General features: G+C 62.5%; 16 protein-coding genes. 7 read left to right on the top strand and 9 right to left on the bottom strand.

Translation table 11 applies throughout. The features are described 5' to 3' along the window. From C4K39_RS17590 to C4K39_RS17575, 4 genes are read left to right on the top strand one after another with little or no spacing between them, the layout of a single operon-like run. A complete protein-coding gene (locus tag C4K39_RS17590) occupies positions 1-1,938 on the top strand; it encodes a type VI secretion system Vgr family protein (protein ID WP_124347086.1) in 1,938 nt (645 codons plus the stop codon). 18 nt (positions 1,939-1,956) lie between these two features. After that, positions 1,957-2,382 (top strand): DcrB-related protein, encoded by a 426-nt coding sequence (locus tag C4K39_RS17585; RefSeq protein WP_068577611.1) that lies wholly within the window; start codon positions 1,957-1,959, stop codon positions 2,380-2,382. A gap of 9 nt (positions 2,383-2,391) precedes the next feature. Then, the gene (locus C4K39_RS17580) at positions 2,392-6,840 is read left to right on the top strand and encodes an RHS repeat-associated core domain-containing protein (protein WP_124347085.1); all 4,449 of its coding nucleotides are present in this window, start codon (positions 2,392-2,394) and stop codon (positions 6,838-6,840) included. 15 nt (positions 6,841-6,855) lie between these two features. Then, on the top strand, positions 6,856-7,482 hold the full coding sequence (locus tag C4K39_RS17575; RefSeq protein WP_124347084.1) for a hypothetical protein: 627 nt from the start codon (positions 6,856-6,858) through the stop codon (positions 7,480-7,482). 51 nt (positions 7,483-7,533) lie between these two features. Here C4K39_RS17575 and C4K39_RS17570 read toward each other — a convergent pair whose 3' ends face one another. The 8 genes from C4K39_RS17570 to C4K39_RS17535 form a co-directional block, all read right to left on the bottom strand. Next, entirely contained in the window at positions 7,534-7,863 is a 330-nt protein-coding gene (locus tag C4K39_RS17570) for a hypothetical protein (protein ID WP_068577607.1), read from the bottom strand. Next, positions 7,856-9,067 (bottom strand): PAAR domain-containing protein, encoded by a 1,212-nt coding sequence (locus tag C4K39_RS32000; protein ID WP_083235617.1) that lies wholly within the window; start codon positions 9,065-9,067, stop codon positions 7,856-7,858. The genes C4K39_RS17570 and C4K39_RS32000 overlap by 8 nt, the downstream gene beginning before the upstream one ends. A gap of 23 nt (positions 9,068-9,090) precedes the next feature. After that, a complete protein-coding gene (locus C4K39_RS17560; protein WP_068577606.1) occupies positions 9,091-9,525 on the bottom strand; it encodes a DcrB-related protein in 435 nt (144 codons plus the stop codon). A 135-nt stretch (positions 9,526-9,660) separates the two neighbouring features. Then, complete coding sequence (locus tag C4K39_RS17555) at positions 9,661-10,029, bottom strand: hypothetical protein (RefSeq protein ID WP_068577604.1); 369 nt, start codon at positions 10,027-10,029, stop codon at positions 9,661-9,663. Next, a complete protein-coding gene (locus tag C4K39_RS17550) occupies positions 10,017-10,523 on the bottom strand; it encodes a hypothetical protein (protein WP_068577603.1) in 507 nt (168 codons plus the stop codon). The genes C4K39_RS17555 and C4K39_RS17550 overlap by 13 nt, the downstream gene beginning before the upstream one ends. Before the next feature lie 167 nt (positions 10,524-10,690). After that, a complete protein-coding gene (locus tag C4K39_RS17545; protein ID WP_068577601.1) occupies positions 10,691-10,966 on the bottom strand; it encodes an HU family DNA-binding protein in 276 nt (91 codons plus the stop codon). A gap of 189 nt (positions 10,967-11,155) precedes the next feature. Further along, a complete protein-coding gene (locus tag C4K39_RS17540; RefSeq protein WP_124347083.1) occupies positions 11,156-12,304 on the bottom strand; it encodes an NAD(P)/FAD-dependent oxidoreductase in 1,149 nt (382 codons plus the stop codon). Between the two features lie 40 nt (positions 12,305-12,344). Beyond that, positions 12,345-12,512, bottom strand: coding sequence for a rubredoxin (locus tag C4K39_RS17535; RefSeq protein ID WP_022641880.1), 168 nt, complete (start codon positions 12,510-12,512; stop codon positions 12,345-12,347). Between the two features lie 218 nt (positions 12,513-12,730). Between C4K39_RS17535 and C4K39_RS17530 the strand changes: the two genes are divergently transcribed. Together C4K39_RS17530 and ubiA are read left to right on the top strand one after the other, a co-directional pair. Beyond that, a complete protein-coding gene (locus tag C4K39_RS17530; RefSeq protein WP_124347082.1) occupies positions 12,731-13,294 on the top strand; it encodes a chorismate--pyruvate lyase family protein in 564 nt (187 codons plus the stop codon). Then, positions 13,294-14,184: a 4-hydroxybenzoate octaprenyltransferase gene (gene ubiA, locus C4K39_RS17525; protein WP_068577594.1), complete on the top strand. Its 891-nt coding sequence runs from the start codon at positions 13,294-13,296 to the stop codon at positions 14,182-14,184. Before C4K39_RS17530 ends, ubiA begins: the two co-directional genes overlap by 1 nt. 155 nt (positions 14,185-14,339) lie before the next feature. On the opposite strand, the gene C4K39_RS17520 is transcribed toward ubiA, so the two are convergent. Then, positions 14,340-14,720, bottom strand: coding sequence for a COG4315 family predicted lipoprotein (locus C4K39_RS17520; RefSeq protein ID WP_068577593.1), 381 nt, complete (start codon positions 14,718-14,720; stop codon positions 14,340-14,342). A gap of 151 nt (positions 14,721-14,871) precedes the next feature. On the opposite strand from C4K39_RS17520, the gene phoB reads away from it, so the two are divergent. After that, positions 14,872-15,561 carry a phosphate regulon transcriptional regulator PhoB gene (phoB, locus tag C4K39_RS17515; protein ID WP_068577591.1) on the top strand — a complete coding sequence of 230 codons (690 nt, stop codon included), beginning with the start codon at positions 14,872-14,874 and terminating at the stop codon, positions 15,559-15,561. Positions 15,562-15,564 lie beyond the last annotated feature (3 nt).

The raw sequence follows: 15,564 nt of genomic DNA, 5'->3' as shown, positions 1-15,564 counted from the left end.
ATGCTATTTCAGCAATCCACACGACTGGCGCAGGTCAACTGTCCCCTGGGACCGGATGTCCTGCTGCTCAAGAGCATGGGCGGCGGCGAGGAGCTGGGGCGCCTGTTCGACTACCAGCTGCAGCTGACTTCCAGCGACGCGGCCATTGACCTCAACCAACTGCTGGGCAAGCCCATGGGCTTGAGCGTGCAACTGGACGGCGGCGGCCAGCGGCATTTCCATGGCATCGTGGCGCGTTGCAGCCAGAACGTCGACACCGGCCAGTTCGCCAGCTACCAGGTGACGCTGCGGCCCTGGCTGTGGTTGCTCAGCCGGACCTCCGACTGCCGGATTTTCCAGAACCTGAGCATTCCGCAGATCATCAAGCAGGTGTTCCGCGACCTGGGTTTCTCGGATTTCGAAGACACCCTCAGCCGTCCCTACCGCGAGTGGGAATACTGCGTGCAGTACCGCGAGAGCAGCTTCGACTTCGTCAGCCGGTTGATGGAGCAGGAAGGCATCTACTACTTCTTCCGCCACGAGAAGGACCGCCATGTGCTGGTGCTCGCCGATGCCTACGGCGCCCACAGCAGCGTGCCCGGCTACGCTTCGGTGCCCTACTACCCGCGTGATGAACAGCAGCGCGAGCGCGACCATATCTTCGACTGGCACCTGGCCCAGGAAGTCCAGCCAGGCTCCCTGGAGCTCAACGACTACGACTTCCAGCGCCCCAGCGCACGGATCGACGTGCGCTCGACCATGCCGCGCCCGCACACCGCCGGCGACTATCCGCTGTACGACTACCCCGGCACCTATGTGCAGAGCAGCGACGGCGAGCATTATGCGCAGACCCGCATCGAGGCCCTGCAGAGCCTGCATGAGCGCATCGAACTCAGCGGCAACGCCCGTGGCCTGGGAGTGGGCAACCTGTTCAGCCTCACCGGCTTCAGCCGCCAGGACCAGAACCGCGAGTACCTGATCGTCGGCATCCGCTACTACGTGGTCCAGGAAAGCCTGGAGAGCGGTGGCGGCGGTGGTGGTGCGCAGTTCGAAAGCCACCTGACCTGCATCGACGCGCAGCAGAGCTTCCGTCCCCTGGCGAGCACCCACAAGCCCATGGTGCAAGGCCCACAGACAGCCCGCGTGGTGGGGCCTTCCGGCGAAGAGATCTGGACCGACCAATATGGCCGGGTCAAGGTGCACTTCCACTGGGATCGCCACGACCAGTCCAACGAGAACAGCTCCTGCTGGATCCGCGTCTCCCAGGCCTGGGCCGGCAAGAACTGGGGCTCGATGCAGATCCCGCGGATCGGCCAGGAGGTCATCGTCAGCTTCCTCGAAGGCGATCCCGACCGCCCGATCATTACCGGCCGGGTGTACAACGCCGAGCAGACCGTGCCCTACGACCTGCCGGCCAATGCGACCCAGAGCGGCATGAAGAGCCGCTCGAGCAAGGGCGGCTCGCCAGCCAACTTCAACGAAATCCGCATGGAGGACAAGAAGGGCGCCGAGCAGCTGTACATCCATGCCGAGCGCAACCAGGACATCGTGGTCGAGGTCAACGAGAGCCACTCGGTGGGCAACAACCGCAACAAGAGCATCGGCCACGACGAGTTCGTGACCATCGGCAACAAGCGGGTGCGCATCGTCCAGCACGTGGATGAACTGTCGGTGGGCGAGAAGAAACTCGACAGCATCGGCCAGAGCTACGTGATCGAGGTCGGCGAGCGCCTGCGCCTGGTCTGCGGCGCCAGCATCCTGGAGCTCAACGCCAGCGGCCAGATCAACCTGTGCGGGGTCAACATCAGCGTCCACGCCTCCAGCGACGCGCAGATCAATACCGGCGGCGTATTGCACCTGAACAATGGCGGCGGCCCGGGCACCACCACTGAAGGCCAGGGCGTACAAGGCGCCATCACTGCCAAGGTCAGCGCGGTCTTCCCCGCCCCCAAGGGTTAATCAAAGGACACATGGGTCATGACCTATCGCCTCAACGAACTGCAATTCCAGCTGCCGGCCAGCGAGCTGCAGGATGCTTCGATCAATATCCTCAAGTTCCCTGAACTGGGCACTTCGCTGATCGTCAGCCGCAGCCTGCTGGCTGCGGACGAAACCCTGGAGAGCAACCTGGCCAGCCAGCTGCAACGCCTGGAGCAGCAAGTCCAGGAGCTGCGCGTGCAGGCACCGCAGCCAGTGCTGGTGGGGCCGGCCAAGGAGATCCAGGCCATGGAACTGCGCAGCCAGTTCAACAAGGGCAAGGAACAGGTATTCCAGTACCAGCTCGCGCTGGTCCTGCCTGGCACCCGACAGATGCTCGCCATGAGCTACGTCAAGGCCCAGAAGCTCGGAGACGCCGAAGCCGCGCATTGGCAGCAGATCAAGAACACCCTGGTCCTGGGCTGAGGTTCGCGCATGTCTGATGCACTCTGGGCCGCCCGCCTGGGCGACGGGCTGGAACACACCTCGATGATGGCCGACATCCTCGGCGGTGTACTGGAGGCAGCCGCCACCATTGCCATCGGCACCCTGGCCACCATGGCAGTGGCCGCGGCGGTGGGCGTCAGCCTGGCCACCGGCGGCCTCGGCGCCTGCGTCCTGGGGCTGGTGGTCAGCGTGGTGGTCGGCGTGGCCATGAGCAAAACCGGGGCCGACAAAGGCTTGAGTAGTTTATGCGAGGGCATAGGCAACGCGCTGTTCCCCCCCTCGATCCAGGCCAACATCGCCACCGGCTCGAAAAAGGTCCTGACCAACAACAAGCCGGCAGCTCGCGCAGCGGGTGTTGCACCACCGACGCAGATCAGCGGCGACGGCGCCGAAGAAAGCGAAGCCACCGACACGCCTTCGGCTACCCCGGAAGAAGAGCCTGGCTTTCTCGACATGGCCAAGGAATTTTTCTCGCAGATGTGGCGGCCCACCGTGGCCTCCCCTGCCCCTGGCTCCGAACCCAGGGACCAGGACCTGATCACCTGTACCAAGCACCCGCCCATGCCACCGCAGTACCTGGCCGAGGGTTCGGAGAAGGTCAGCATCGACGGCCAGCCGGCAGTGCGCAGCGGCGATCGCAGCACCTGCGACGCCAAGGTGGTATCGGCCGGCCCCATCTCCCCCGACGTGACCATCGGCGGAGGCTCGGTGGTGGTGCGCGAGATTCGCAGCGGCAAGACTCCGGGCGTGGGGCTGGCGGTCACCGTGCTGCTGATGCTCAAGGGCGGCAAGGGCAAGTTCCTCAGCAACCTGCCGTGCATGCTGATGTCGGGGGTTAACGCCTTTGTCGTGGGCCAGGCGACCAATGCCCTGACCCGAGCCATTTCCGGCTCACCGAACCCGGTGCACGCGGCCACCGGAGCCAAGGTGCTGGGTGACGATGACGACCTGGACTTCACGCTGCCCGGGCTGATCCCCCTCGAATGGCAGCGCCTCTACAACAGCCGCGACGAACGTCGGGACGGCTTGCTGGGGACTGGCTGGAGCCTGCCGTACGAGGTCAGCGTAGAGATCGAATCCCACCCCGAAGGCGGCGAGCGCTTGCTCTACATCGACGAGCAGGCCCGCCGGATCGATATGGGGGCGACTGCCTTGGGTGGCGCAGTCTTCAGCCCCGGTGAAGGCTTAGCCGTAAAACGCAATGGCAATGGGCAATTGCTGATCGAAAGCAGCGATGGTCTCTATCGCCTGTTCGAACCGTCGCCAAAACATCCTTCACGATTGCGTTTGGTGCAACTGGGAGATCGCAACGAAAACCGCCTTAACCTGGGCTATGACGAATCCGGGCGCCTCATCTCGCTGCGCGATACCTTCGAACAATTGCAAGTCGAGCTGATCTACCACACCAACTGGCCAGGACGGATCGCCAAGGTCGAGCGCCTGTTTACCGATCAGCAACGAGAGGTGCTGGTCAGCTACGACTACGATGGTGCGGGAAACCTGGCCCAGGTGCGCAATGCCGACAGCCAGGTCCAGCGCCGCTTCGCCTACGACGCCGGCCAGCGAATGATCGAGCACCAGCTGGCCACCGGCCTGCGCTGTTTCTATCAATGGGCACAACACCCGGACCAGCACTGGCGGGTCATGCGCCACTGGACCGACGAGGGCGACGCCTACCAATTCGAATACGATCTGGACGCGGGCATCACCCAGGTCACCGATAGCCTGCAACGCGTCAGTACCCGTCGCTGGAACAGCCAGCAGCAGATTGTCGAATACAGCGACAACCTTGGGCAGACCTGGGGCTTTGAATGGAATGACGAACGCCAGCTACTCAGTGCCACCGACCCATTGGGAGGGCGCTACGAATACAGCTACGACGAGGCCGGCAACTTGATCGCCGAGGTCGATCCGCTAGGGCATAGCTACTCGACCTTGTGGCTGGAGCACTGGTCACTACCACAAGTACAGACCGATGCCGCCGGCAATAGCTGGCACATGCGCTACGACGCGCGGGGCAACTGCATCGCCGAGACCGACCCGCTGGGCCAGGTCACTCGCTATCGCCACAACGCCCAAGGCCAGGTCGTGGAAATCATCGATGCCACGGGCAAGACTAGGAAGCTGCGCTGGAACGCATTTGGCCAACTCATCGAACACCTGGATTGCTCAGGCTACTCGACTCGCTTCGACTATGATCGACGCGGCAATGTAGCAACCATCACCGACGCCCTTGGCGAGTACACGCGATTCCACTACGACGCCCAAGGTCGGTTACTGAGCAGCCAGCTGCCCGACGGTCGCACCGAACACTATCAGCGAGATAACAGCGGCCAGTTGCTGAGCCACACGGACCCTGCTGGCTATACCACGCTCTACCAGTACAACCGCCGAGGCCAGATGCGCCAGCGTACCGATGCCCATGGGCGGAACGTGCTGTTCAGCTACGATGCCTATGGGCGGTTGCAGGCGTTGACCAACGAAAATGGCGAGAGCTACCGCTTTGCCTGGGATGACAGCGATCGCCTGGCCGAGCAACACAATCTCGATGGCAGCAGCAAGCGCTACCGTTATGACCCACTGAGCAGCGTCGTCGAGCTCCAGACCCACCCAGCGCCCTTCGCCGCAGGATCGAGCCAGGTAGCTGCGGTACCTGACGCACCGATTGTTCACAGGTTCGAGCGTGACGCCGTGGGCCGGTTGCTGGCCAAGGTGACCGACGATGGCCGTACCCAATACGCGTTCGATGCCCTGGGCCAGTTGGTAGCCGTGACCTTCACCGACACGCTCGGTGGCCAGCAGGAACTAGGGTTCGCCTACGACGCTCTGGGCCAGCTGCTTGAGGAGCGCACTGCCGCCGGCAGCCTCAAACACCGGTATGACGAGCTGGGTAACCTGACGCAAACCCAGCTACCCGACGGACGTTGGCTGAATCGGCTGTACTACGGCAGTGGCTATCTGCATCAGATCAATCTCGATGGCCAGGTCGTCAGCGATTTCGAACGCGATCGCCTGCACCGCGAAGTGCTCCGGACCCAGGGCCAGGTCAGCATGCAAAGCGAGTACGACCGCGGTGGACGACTGCGGGCACGGCTGCGCCGCGCCAACGTGCAAGCCAATGCACAGGACAGGCACCTTGAGTACGACAGCAACGACAACCTGGTGGGCCTGATCGACCGGCATGCCAACGGACAGCATCGCCAGCTATTCCACTACGACGCCACAGGACGAATCATCGCCAGCCAGGACGGCCTCCAAGGTCAGAAGGAATCCTTCGCCTACGACGCCGCGGCCAACCTCCTGGAGACGCCGCCTCAGGGCGCAGGCCTGGTCAAGCACAACAAGTTGCTGACTTACCAGGACAAGCGCTACCGTTATGACGCCTTCGGCCGGATGGTAGAAAAACACAGTGCACGGCGTGGCATACAGCGCTTTGCCTACGATGCCGAACACCGCTTGATCGAGGTCCGCAACCAGGGGGCGGGAAGCCAGACCGTAGTCAGGATGGACTATGACGCCCTGGGCCGGCGGACCCGCAAGACCGAGCATGACAGCCAGGGCAATCTCCTGGGCGAGACCCGGTTCACCTGGGATGGCCTGCGATTGCTGCAGGAGCATCGCAATCAGCAAACCAGCCTCTACCTTTATGAAGATGAAGGCCATGTGCCCCTGGCGCGGGTCGATGGCCTCGGGGCGCAACAGAAGATCCGCTACTACCACAACGATCCCAATGGCCTGCCCCAGCAACTGTGCGAGGCTGATGGGCACACCGTATGGCAGGCTCGCTATCGGGTCTGGGGCAGTTCTATCGAAGAATTGCGCGAGCCTTACTATGTCGAGGAACAGAACCTCAGGTTCCAGGGTCAGTATCTGGACCGCGAAACCGGGCTGCACTTCAACACTTTCCGCTTCTATGACCCGGACATCGGCCGGTTCACCACGCCGGACCCCATCGGCCTGGCTGGCGGGTTGAACCTCTACCAGTACGCAGTCAACCCGATCGGCTGGGTCGACCCACTGGGCTGGATCTGCAAATCGGCCTTCAGTGGCCGGCGGGGCACGATAAAAGCCAAGGCCGACCTGAAGAGGAACGGCTTTACGGTGGTCGGCGAGGAACTGACCATGAGGGTCAAGAACCCCACCACCAACAAGACCTATCGCATCAGGGCAGACATCGTCGCCAAGGACAAAGCCGGCAACTATCACATTTTCGAGGTCAAGAATGGCAGCGGCAAACTGACCAAGAACCAAGAGGGAACCGGGATGTTCGACATGAACAACCCAGCCAATACCAATGGTGGTCTGGGCGGTGGCCTGATCAGGCCTTCAGCCACCACCCAGGGTCAATTCGAAGTCGCGACCAAAGGCGCCAGAGGTGTCCCGTTCGGTGGAAACGGAGCACAACACACAGCAAACTTCTGGCTTCTTCGCTATTGAACGAGTAATCGAGAAATGAAAGAAAACATCAAGGAATTGCGAAGTCACTTTGAAAAGGCACTGCAGGGCTTTCTCAAGAGTGAGCTTGCAGGTTATCCCGGCGTGAAAGTCACCAAGAACAAAATCGCGGTCAGCCATAAGGAGTCGGGGGCCGTGGCGAACCTGCATTTCGAATACCTGGCCAACAGCCGGGCCTACGAAACCATCATCTTGGTCGAGCATCCGACCCTGCAGGCAGAGCTCGATAGCATAGGCCCGCCCTATCCGTCGAACCTGCCAAACGCAAAGTTTGTCTACAGCATGTCGACCGTCAGCGAAGACGATGCCTGCCCACTACTGCCCGTCACCGAACAAGGTATCGAAAGCACCTGCCAGCGGCTGCTTCGCAGGCTCCAGGAGATCGACCTGCCGATCGTCTCCAACCTGCTCAACCTCGGCCCCGGCCTGGTGAACGATGTGATCGCCAGGCCAAAGTACTTCTCCTACCCGGTTCCACTTATCTTTATCGCCTTGCGCAGCAATGGCATGAAGCCGGATGCGGACACCCTGGCCAGAATCCTGAGCGAACAGACCCTTGGTTATACCAACCACCGGGAGCAGAAGGATTCGTTCAACAAGCAACTATTGGCCGCACTGGGCTGACGGCTGGCGCCGGGCAAGTGGCCACTCGGCGCTACGTGCCCGGGCCGATGATCAAACCTGGGCCAGGTGGTAGTGTCCAGGTTCACGCCAGGAGATCCGGGTGAACTTGCCGCTGAGGAGATTCATGTCGCGCAGGTACTCGAATACTTCCGCAGGGCACCACTCCTTGCCATCGGCGAAAGCCACGCCGAGGGTACGCAAAGCGTCGAAGAGCTGCGCCTTATGCCTGTCGTCCGCCACATCCAGGGTGTAGACCCCTGGCTCGACCGCAGAGAAACCCAAGGCAGCCAAGGCCGAATCCAGTGTGGAATCGATAATTCGGACCCGCACCGTGTCGGTATCGGCTTTTTCCACATAGGCCTTCAATTCTTGATCAATCACTTACAAATACCTCAGTCAAGGTTGTAACCCCGTCCATGTCTTTGGTCGGGATCGATTCCACTACCATTTCCGGCGCACCTCCCGGTAGGTGCTTGCCTGGGCCGAGGAAGTACTGATTGCCCTCCATCGGGCTTCTTGGCATGCGCCCGGCGATGTCATCGACCTGGCGGATCTTGAAGCCGTCTTGCAACGAGCCCTTCTCCAGACCGAAGGCATTTTCCAGCTTCGCGGCCTTCTCGGTGCTGATGGTAACTTTCGAGCGTCCCGAAAAGTCTCCGATGACGTCCGCAACTCCCCTTTTATCGGAAACATAGGTGCCATTGCGGCCGATGGTTGGGTACTTGTCCCATGCCACCGGGCTGATGTTGAACCCTCGGTTGTCCTTGAGCATCTGGGCCTGGCGTCGCTGGGCCATCAGGGTCCTTTGCGTCGCGTTCATCGGGGTCCGTGCCAGCTTGGGCCCCAGCCCCAACAAGGCCATGCCCGCCACCCCTTGGAACAGGTCTCGATAACCAGGCCCCAGGCGATCACCCAGGTCTCCCAGCAGCTCCATCCCCCCATACATCGCGCCACCGATCGCCAGGGCACCAAAAAACGCTCCAGCCCCGGCACAAGCCGCCAACACCAAGGCACCACCGGCTGCCAGCAGGCCCAGGGCCTCGAGCCCGGTATGCAACCAACCCTCGATATCCAGCACGAAGGCCACCTGCACCGTCGGTCCGCCAATGAAGGTGTTCTCGCTGCCCGTCTTGATATGGGCGCCACACACCATCTTGCTTTGCAGCCGGCCCGCCGGCTTGCCATTGATGGTGACCTTGGCGCTGCCTTCGGCGATCAGTACCGGGAAGGGCCAGATGGGATGGTTCAGCGGCAGGCCGCTGCATGAGGACGAGTGGTCCTGCCCGGCGCGCATGGCGTTGCGCCGGTTGATATAGACATTGAAGCTGCCCTCCACCAGCACCCCCGTGCTGGGTTCGGGCAGGTTGAAGATGGTGCTCAGGCCCTTGACGATCTGGAACATCGACAAGCCGCCAGCGGCAATCGAACCGGCCATGATCGCCAGGGCCACACCACCGGTGGCCACGGTAGCGGCGACGACAGCAGCCCCGATCAAGGCTCCGACGACGGCTCCGGCCACCATTGCCGCGACACCAAAACCATGGGCGATCTCATCCCCCAGGCGTGCAGCTGCCAACATATCCATCGCGTACTACCTGGCCTTTGTCATCAGGCCACGGATGGCACGGGCTTGAGGCTCTGCATGGCCTGCTTCCAGGCGGGCTCGTGATGGGGCATATCGTTGACCGTGGTGGTCAGGGTAGTGATCAGTACCGCCGGCTTTCGCTCGATAAACACCTGGCGCAGCATCAGCTCGCGGCCTTCGCGCTTCCAGCTGTAGTCCAGCAGCACGGCGGCGTGGCCGTGCATGTCGAAGTCCCAGCGCTTGATCAGGTTGAACTCGGGCAACTGCTGCTCGGCACTGCTCAGTTGCCGTGCCACGTAGTCGCCGAAGGAGGCATCGCCCTGGCTCGGGTCGCGGCTGATGACGAAGCTGGCTTCCTGGGCTCCGCCGACGGCGGGCAGCTTGAAAATATTGATGCTCTGGTCCTGCCAGGCGTCAGGGATGTCGAGATCGGCTTCTTGAAGACGGTAAGAGGACAAGGGATTCGCGTTCCATGCTGAAAAGGGGGGAGTTGTACAACGGCAAATCTTCAAGCAATGCCCGGTAACAATCAAGGAACCCGTCGGCAACTTTGAACAAATGCATCATCGCTCGCACCCGTGGCCAGCCAGGGCTCAGCGTGCCTCGAGGCAGGCCGCATAGGCCTTGGCGAAGCGGTGATCGAACTTCAGGGCCTGGGGTTCCTCAGGGTCGATGGTGACGTTCCACAGGGCCTGTTGCACCACGTCATAATGGACCCAGCCGATGATCCCGCTACCGGACGTTTCATAGAACAGCTGCAGGCTCAACTGCTGGCCATCATCCCGATCGATCAGCAGCTTGAGCTTGTCCGGGGTGGTGAAGTCACGATAGGGAAAGTCACTGCTGCGCACCATTTCGGTGAGATAGCCATAGCAGCCCTGGCCTGGGGCCGACTCATCGGCCTGGGCGGACAAGGTCGCAGCGGCCAGTAGGCCAAGGCCCGCAAGTTTCAAGTACCGCATGATTGCCCCTTGAGCCTCAGGGTCTCGACCTGATCGTTGATTTCGATACGGGCCAGCACCTGGCGATCGTGAGACTCCTGGTACTCGCTGAAATTGTTGCGCTTGAGAATGTCCAGGGTGATCCGGATACCCGCTCCGGGATTCTGGTACTCGCTGCGCTGCGGGCTTTGTACCGCGCCTGTGAGCTCCACCAGCTGGCCACCGGTCTTGAGGTAGAGAAAACGCTCCGCCACCTCCACCAGCAATCGCGGAGCCTTGGGCGCCACGCTGTAATCCTCGCGGGCCAGGGAGTAACCACAGATCCAGGCACCGGAGTTGTCGTACTTCTGGCTGTGAAACCAGTTCAGGGCCTCGCGATAGCCAATCGGCTCCAGGCGCGGCTGGCTGCTGGCCAAAGCCGACGGCAGACTCAGGAGACTGGCGACGCAGGCAGGGACGAACAGACGGCGCAGCAGGACGGTCAATACAGGGGAATTGCTGATCGGGCGGGTCATCCTTGGCCTTGGGTCGCAACGCAAACAGGCGGGCATCCTAGCCACGCCTGCCAGCCTTCGCAAGCCACGCCTATGGTTTGCGACCGGCAAAAAAAATAGGCACCCGATGCGCTCGGCGTGCCTATTTTTCCCCTGCGTGCTCCCTGTCGCGGGAGCCCGCTCAATGCTTATGGATTGACGCTGTCTTTCAACGATTTGCCGGGCTTGAATGCCACGGTGTTGCTGGCCTTGATCTTCACCGGCTCGCCGGTCTGCGGGTTCTTGCCGGTGCGGGCGCCACGGTGGCGTTGCAAGAAGGTGCCAAAACCGACCAGGGTGACGCTGTCTTTGCGGTGCAGGGCCCCGGTAATTTCTTCAAGAATGGCGTTGAGCACACGGCTGGCTTGCTCTTTGGTCAGGTCCGCTTTTTCAGCAATGGCTGCGGCGAGTTCTGGTTTACGCATAGTGTGAAGCCTCTTTGACGGTTTTTTGTTGTTATGTCCGTGCTGTTCACGGGAACAGCGCCCAAGGCGCCGCAGGCTCTACACTGCGGCAGACGGGTGTGAGGATGGCACGCGCTGGAGAGTGGCGCCAGTCTCCTGGCGACCTTTGTGGGGGCAAAATCCCGGTTATTCCGACAGAACGACCCGTATTCAGGCCAGCAGTGCCGGGAGCTCCTTGTTCAGGGCCAGTTTTTCCATCACTGCGGCCCCGGTCAGGGCGTAGCCCAGCAGCTGGCCGCTGGCGTCGCGGCACAGGGCCTTGATGTCGGCACCCTGCCCTTCGGCAGTCCAGACGCCTTCCATGCCCCGTGGCGGTGGCGAGACCACCAGCGGGCAGACCGGCGTCTTGACGGTGATTGGCATCGGCCCGTAGCTGACCGCCGTCGGCTTGCCGGCCAGGGTCTGCGCCAGGGCCCGGGCGCAGCTCATCAGCGGCAACACGTACAGCAGGTTCAGGCCATCGACCTCGGCGCAATCGCCCAGGGCATAGATATTGGCATGGGAGGTCTTGAGCTCGCGGTCCACCACCACCCCACGATTGACCATCAGCCCGGCCGCGGCGGCCAGGTCGATGCGCGGGCGCAGGCCGATGGCCGAGACCACCAGGTCACAGAGGATCACCTGGCCATCGGACAGGTGGGCCTCCAGGGCCTCGCCATTGCGTTGCAAACGGTTGAGCACCGGCCCCAGGTGGAAGCGCGCGCCCAGGCTTTCCAGGCCGGCCTGGACCGCAGCTGCAGCGGCCGGATGCAGCAAGGTCGGCATGACCTGCTCGCACGGCGCCACCAGGTCCACCTCATAGCCGCCGACGATCAGGTCGTTGGCGAACTCGCAGCCGATCAACCCGGCCCCAAGCAGCAGCACCCGGCGCTTGCCGGCGGCGGCGGCGCGAAAGCGCGCATAGTCTTCAAGGTCGTTGATGGGGAAGATCAGGTCCGATGCGTCGCCCTGCACTGGAACGCGTACGGTTTCCGCACCCCAGGCCAGGATCAGGTCGCGATAGACCACCGCCTCCTCGCCGATCCACAGGCGTTTGTGGCCTGGGTCGATACCGCTGATCCGGGTATGGGTACGGACCTCGGCCTTGAGCTGCTCGGCCATGGCGCCGGGCTCGGCCATGCTCAAGCCATCGGCGTCCTTGTTCTTGCCAAAGCCGGTGGAGAGCATTGGCTTGGAGTAGGAACGACCGTCATCGGCGGTGATCAGCAGCAGCGGCGTATCGCCGTCGAGCTTGCGAAATTCCCGGGCCAGGTTGTACCCCGCCAGACCCGTACCTACGATCACTACCGGTGCGCTCATGCCTTGCTCCTTGTTACTGGTCATTGCCTGCAAAAATCGATCAAGCGATCTCGATCATTTCGAAGTCGGTCTTGCTCACGCCACAGTCCGGGCAGAGCCAGTCTTCAGGCACGTCTTCCCAACGGGTACCTGGCGCAATACCGTCGTCCGGCCAACCTTCCGCTTCGTTGTAGATCAAGCCACAGACCACACACTGCCACTTCTTCATCGATGCATTTCCTCGAGCATTCAGGCGTCGCCGGCAGGGCGGTCGATAGGTCGACTCTGGACAATCCCCACGCTGATCAGCATCCGGCACTGGGGCTTTTTACTGGTCGCTACTGGCAGATGCAAGCACGTTCGTGCCGTCAGGCAGCCAGGATCAATCAAAACCGCAGGTTGTCATGATAAGCTCGCCACCTCATTTGCTGCCAATAACGACCCACCGTGCCGCACTCAATGCCCCCCACGCCGAGCCCGAGCTGGCTGGCGCAAAGCCGTCTGTCCCCCTTTCCTGGCGCACTGGTCGCCAACTGGCTTTTCGATGAAGGGTCGCTGACCCGACGCCTGACCCGGCTCTCCAACAATGGCTTCAGCGTCACGCCGCTGGTGGAGCAATGGCAAACCCTGCGCAGCGACGAATGCCTGGCCCTGGATATTGCAGAGCACAGCCAGGGTTGGGTGCGCGAGGTGTATCTGCGAGGACACGGCGAGGCCTGGGTGTTCGCCCGTAGCGTTGCCGCGCGCAGCGCCCTGGAGGAAGGCGGGCTGGACATCGACGAACTGGGCAGCCGCTCCCTGGGCGAGCTGCTGTTCTGCGACGAGGCCTTTACCCGCCGTCCCATCGAAGTCTGTCGTTACCCACGGGAATGGCTGCCCGAAGCCGTCGCCAACAACGGCCTGTGGGGACGCCGCTCGCGCTTCGATCGCGGGCCGCTGAGCCTGCTGGTGGCCGAAGTCTTCCTGCCCAGCCTGTGGTGCGCCGTAGACGCCCAACCGGAGGCCTGCTGATGTACCTGCGCCTGCTTCAGTCCCTGAACCGCTTGCATCCACGGACCTGGGACTTCCTGCAACTGACCCGCATGGACAAGCCCATCGGCATCTACCTGCTGCTATGGCCGACCCTCAGCGCCTTGTGGATCGCCGCCAAGGGTGCGCCGTCCCTGGGCCATGTGCTGATCTTCGGCCTCGGCGTGGTCCTGACTCGGGCCGGCGGCTGCGCGATCAACGACTTCGCCGACCGCAAGGTCGACGGCCAGGTCAAGCGCACCGAACAGAGGCCCCTGGCCACTGGCAAGGTCAGCGCCAAGGAAGCCCTGGCGTTGTTCGCGGTACTCATGGGCACGGCCTTCCTGCTGGTGCTGTGCACCAACGCCACCACGGTCTGGCTGTCGTTCGGCGCCCTGGCGCTGGCCGCCTGCTACCCCTTCATGAAGCGCTACACCTATTACCCGCAAGTGGTGCTGGGGGCCGCGTACTCCTGGGGCATCCTGATGACCTTCACCGCCCAGGACGGCCAGTTGCCGGCGACGGCGTGGCTGCTGTACATCGCCAACCTGCTGTGGACCGTGGGCTACGACACCTACTACGCCATGACCGACCGCGACGACGACTTGAAGATCGGGGTGAAATCCACGGCGATCCTGTTCGCCGAGGCCGACCGGGTGATCATCCTGACCTTGCAGGGCCTGTCCCTGGGCTGCCTGCTGCTGGCAGGCGCGCGATTCGACCTGGGAGGCTGGTTCCACCTGGGGCTGGCGGTGGCCGCGGCATGCTTCGCCTGGGAGTTCTGGTACACCCGGGACCGCGACCGGCTCAAATGCTTCAAGGCCTTCCTGCACAACCACTGGGCAGGCATGGCGATCTTCATCGGCGTGGTACTGGACTACGCCCTGCGCTAGCTCTGTGCAGCCGCTGCCGAAGGCTCGGGCCGCGTTCGGACGTGGGCCTGAAAGGACGCAGCGGGCTTGAGGCCGCCAGACGTTCGACGGGATCGCCCAGCAAGGCCCAGCGGGCCTTTAGCGGCTACAGGGCTGTGTAGCCGCCACAGGTGGGGTTACTGCTTGGCGACCTTCCAGGCGCCGTCCATCTTGCCTTCGCCGGTCATGTCGCCGGCCTTCTTGTCCATGACGAAACCGTACAGCGGCTTGCCATCGTAGGCCCACTGCATCTTGCCGTCGTCACGCTTGATCATCGTCCACTTGCCCTCGGCCTTGTCGCTGGCCCCGGCCATCAGTGGTGGCCAGTTGGCCGCACATTTGTCGTTGCACATGGACTTGCCATCAGCGTCCTTGGCGAACGTATAGAGGGTCATGCCCTTGTGATCGACCAACATGCCGTCCTTGCTCATCGCCGGCTCGGCAGCCAGGGCCAGGGTCGGCAGGGCCAGGGCAGCGCCTACCAGCAGGACTTTCAGGGAGTGCTTGAACACAGTCATGGAAACCTTCTTTTGTGGTTGTCAGGAATCGGACCCCAAGCTTAGTCGAGGAAGCTGCACCTCGCCCCGCGACCTGAAATACTGTCACACGACTGCAATAATTCCGTTATCTAATGCGGCGCAAGACAGTTAAATGACAAGAGGTTCAAGCATGGTTGGCAGAAGCATTCTGATCGTTGACGACGAAGCGCCTATTCGCGAAATGATCGCCGTTGCGTTGGAAATGGCCGGCTATGACTGCATGGAGGCAGAGAACTCTCAGCAGGCACATGCCATCATCGTCGACCGCAAGCCGGACCTGATCCTACTGGACTGGATGCTCCCCGGAACCTCCGGTATCGAGCTGGCGCGACGCCTCAAGCGTGACGAGCTGACCGGTGACATCCCGATCATCATGCTCACCGCCAAGGGCGAAGAGGACAACAAGATCCAGGGCCTGGAAGTCGGCGCCGACGACTACATCACCAAGCCGTTCTCCCCCCGCGAGCTGGTGGCCCGGCTCAAGGCCGTGCTACGCCGTGCCGGCCCATCCGATGGCGAGGCCCCCATCGAAGTCGGCGGCCTGCTCCTGGACCCCATCAGCCACCGGGTGACCATCGACGGCAGGCCCGCGGAGATGGGACCCACCGAATATCGCCTGCTGCAGTTCTTCATGACCCACCAGGAGCGCGCCTACACCCGTGGCCAACTGCTGGATCAGGTCTGGGGCGGCAACGTGTACGTCGAGGAGCGCACCGTGGACGTGCATATCCGTCGACTGCGCAAGGCCCTGGGGGATGCCTACGAAAATCTGGTACAAACCGTGCGCGGCACCGGGTATCGGTTTTCAACCAAAGGTTGAAAG

The organism is Pseudomonas sessilinigenes, from assembly GCF_003850565.1.
Classification (GTDB): Bacteria; Pseudomonadota; Gammaproteobacteria; order Pseudomonadales; family Pseudomonadaceae; genus Aquipseudomonas; species Aquipseudomonas sessilinigenes.
The sequence above is the reverse complement of the archived record's forward strand: the minus strand, read 5'-3'. Positions and strand labels throughout refer to the sequence as shown.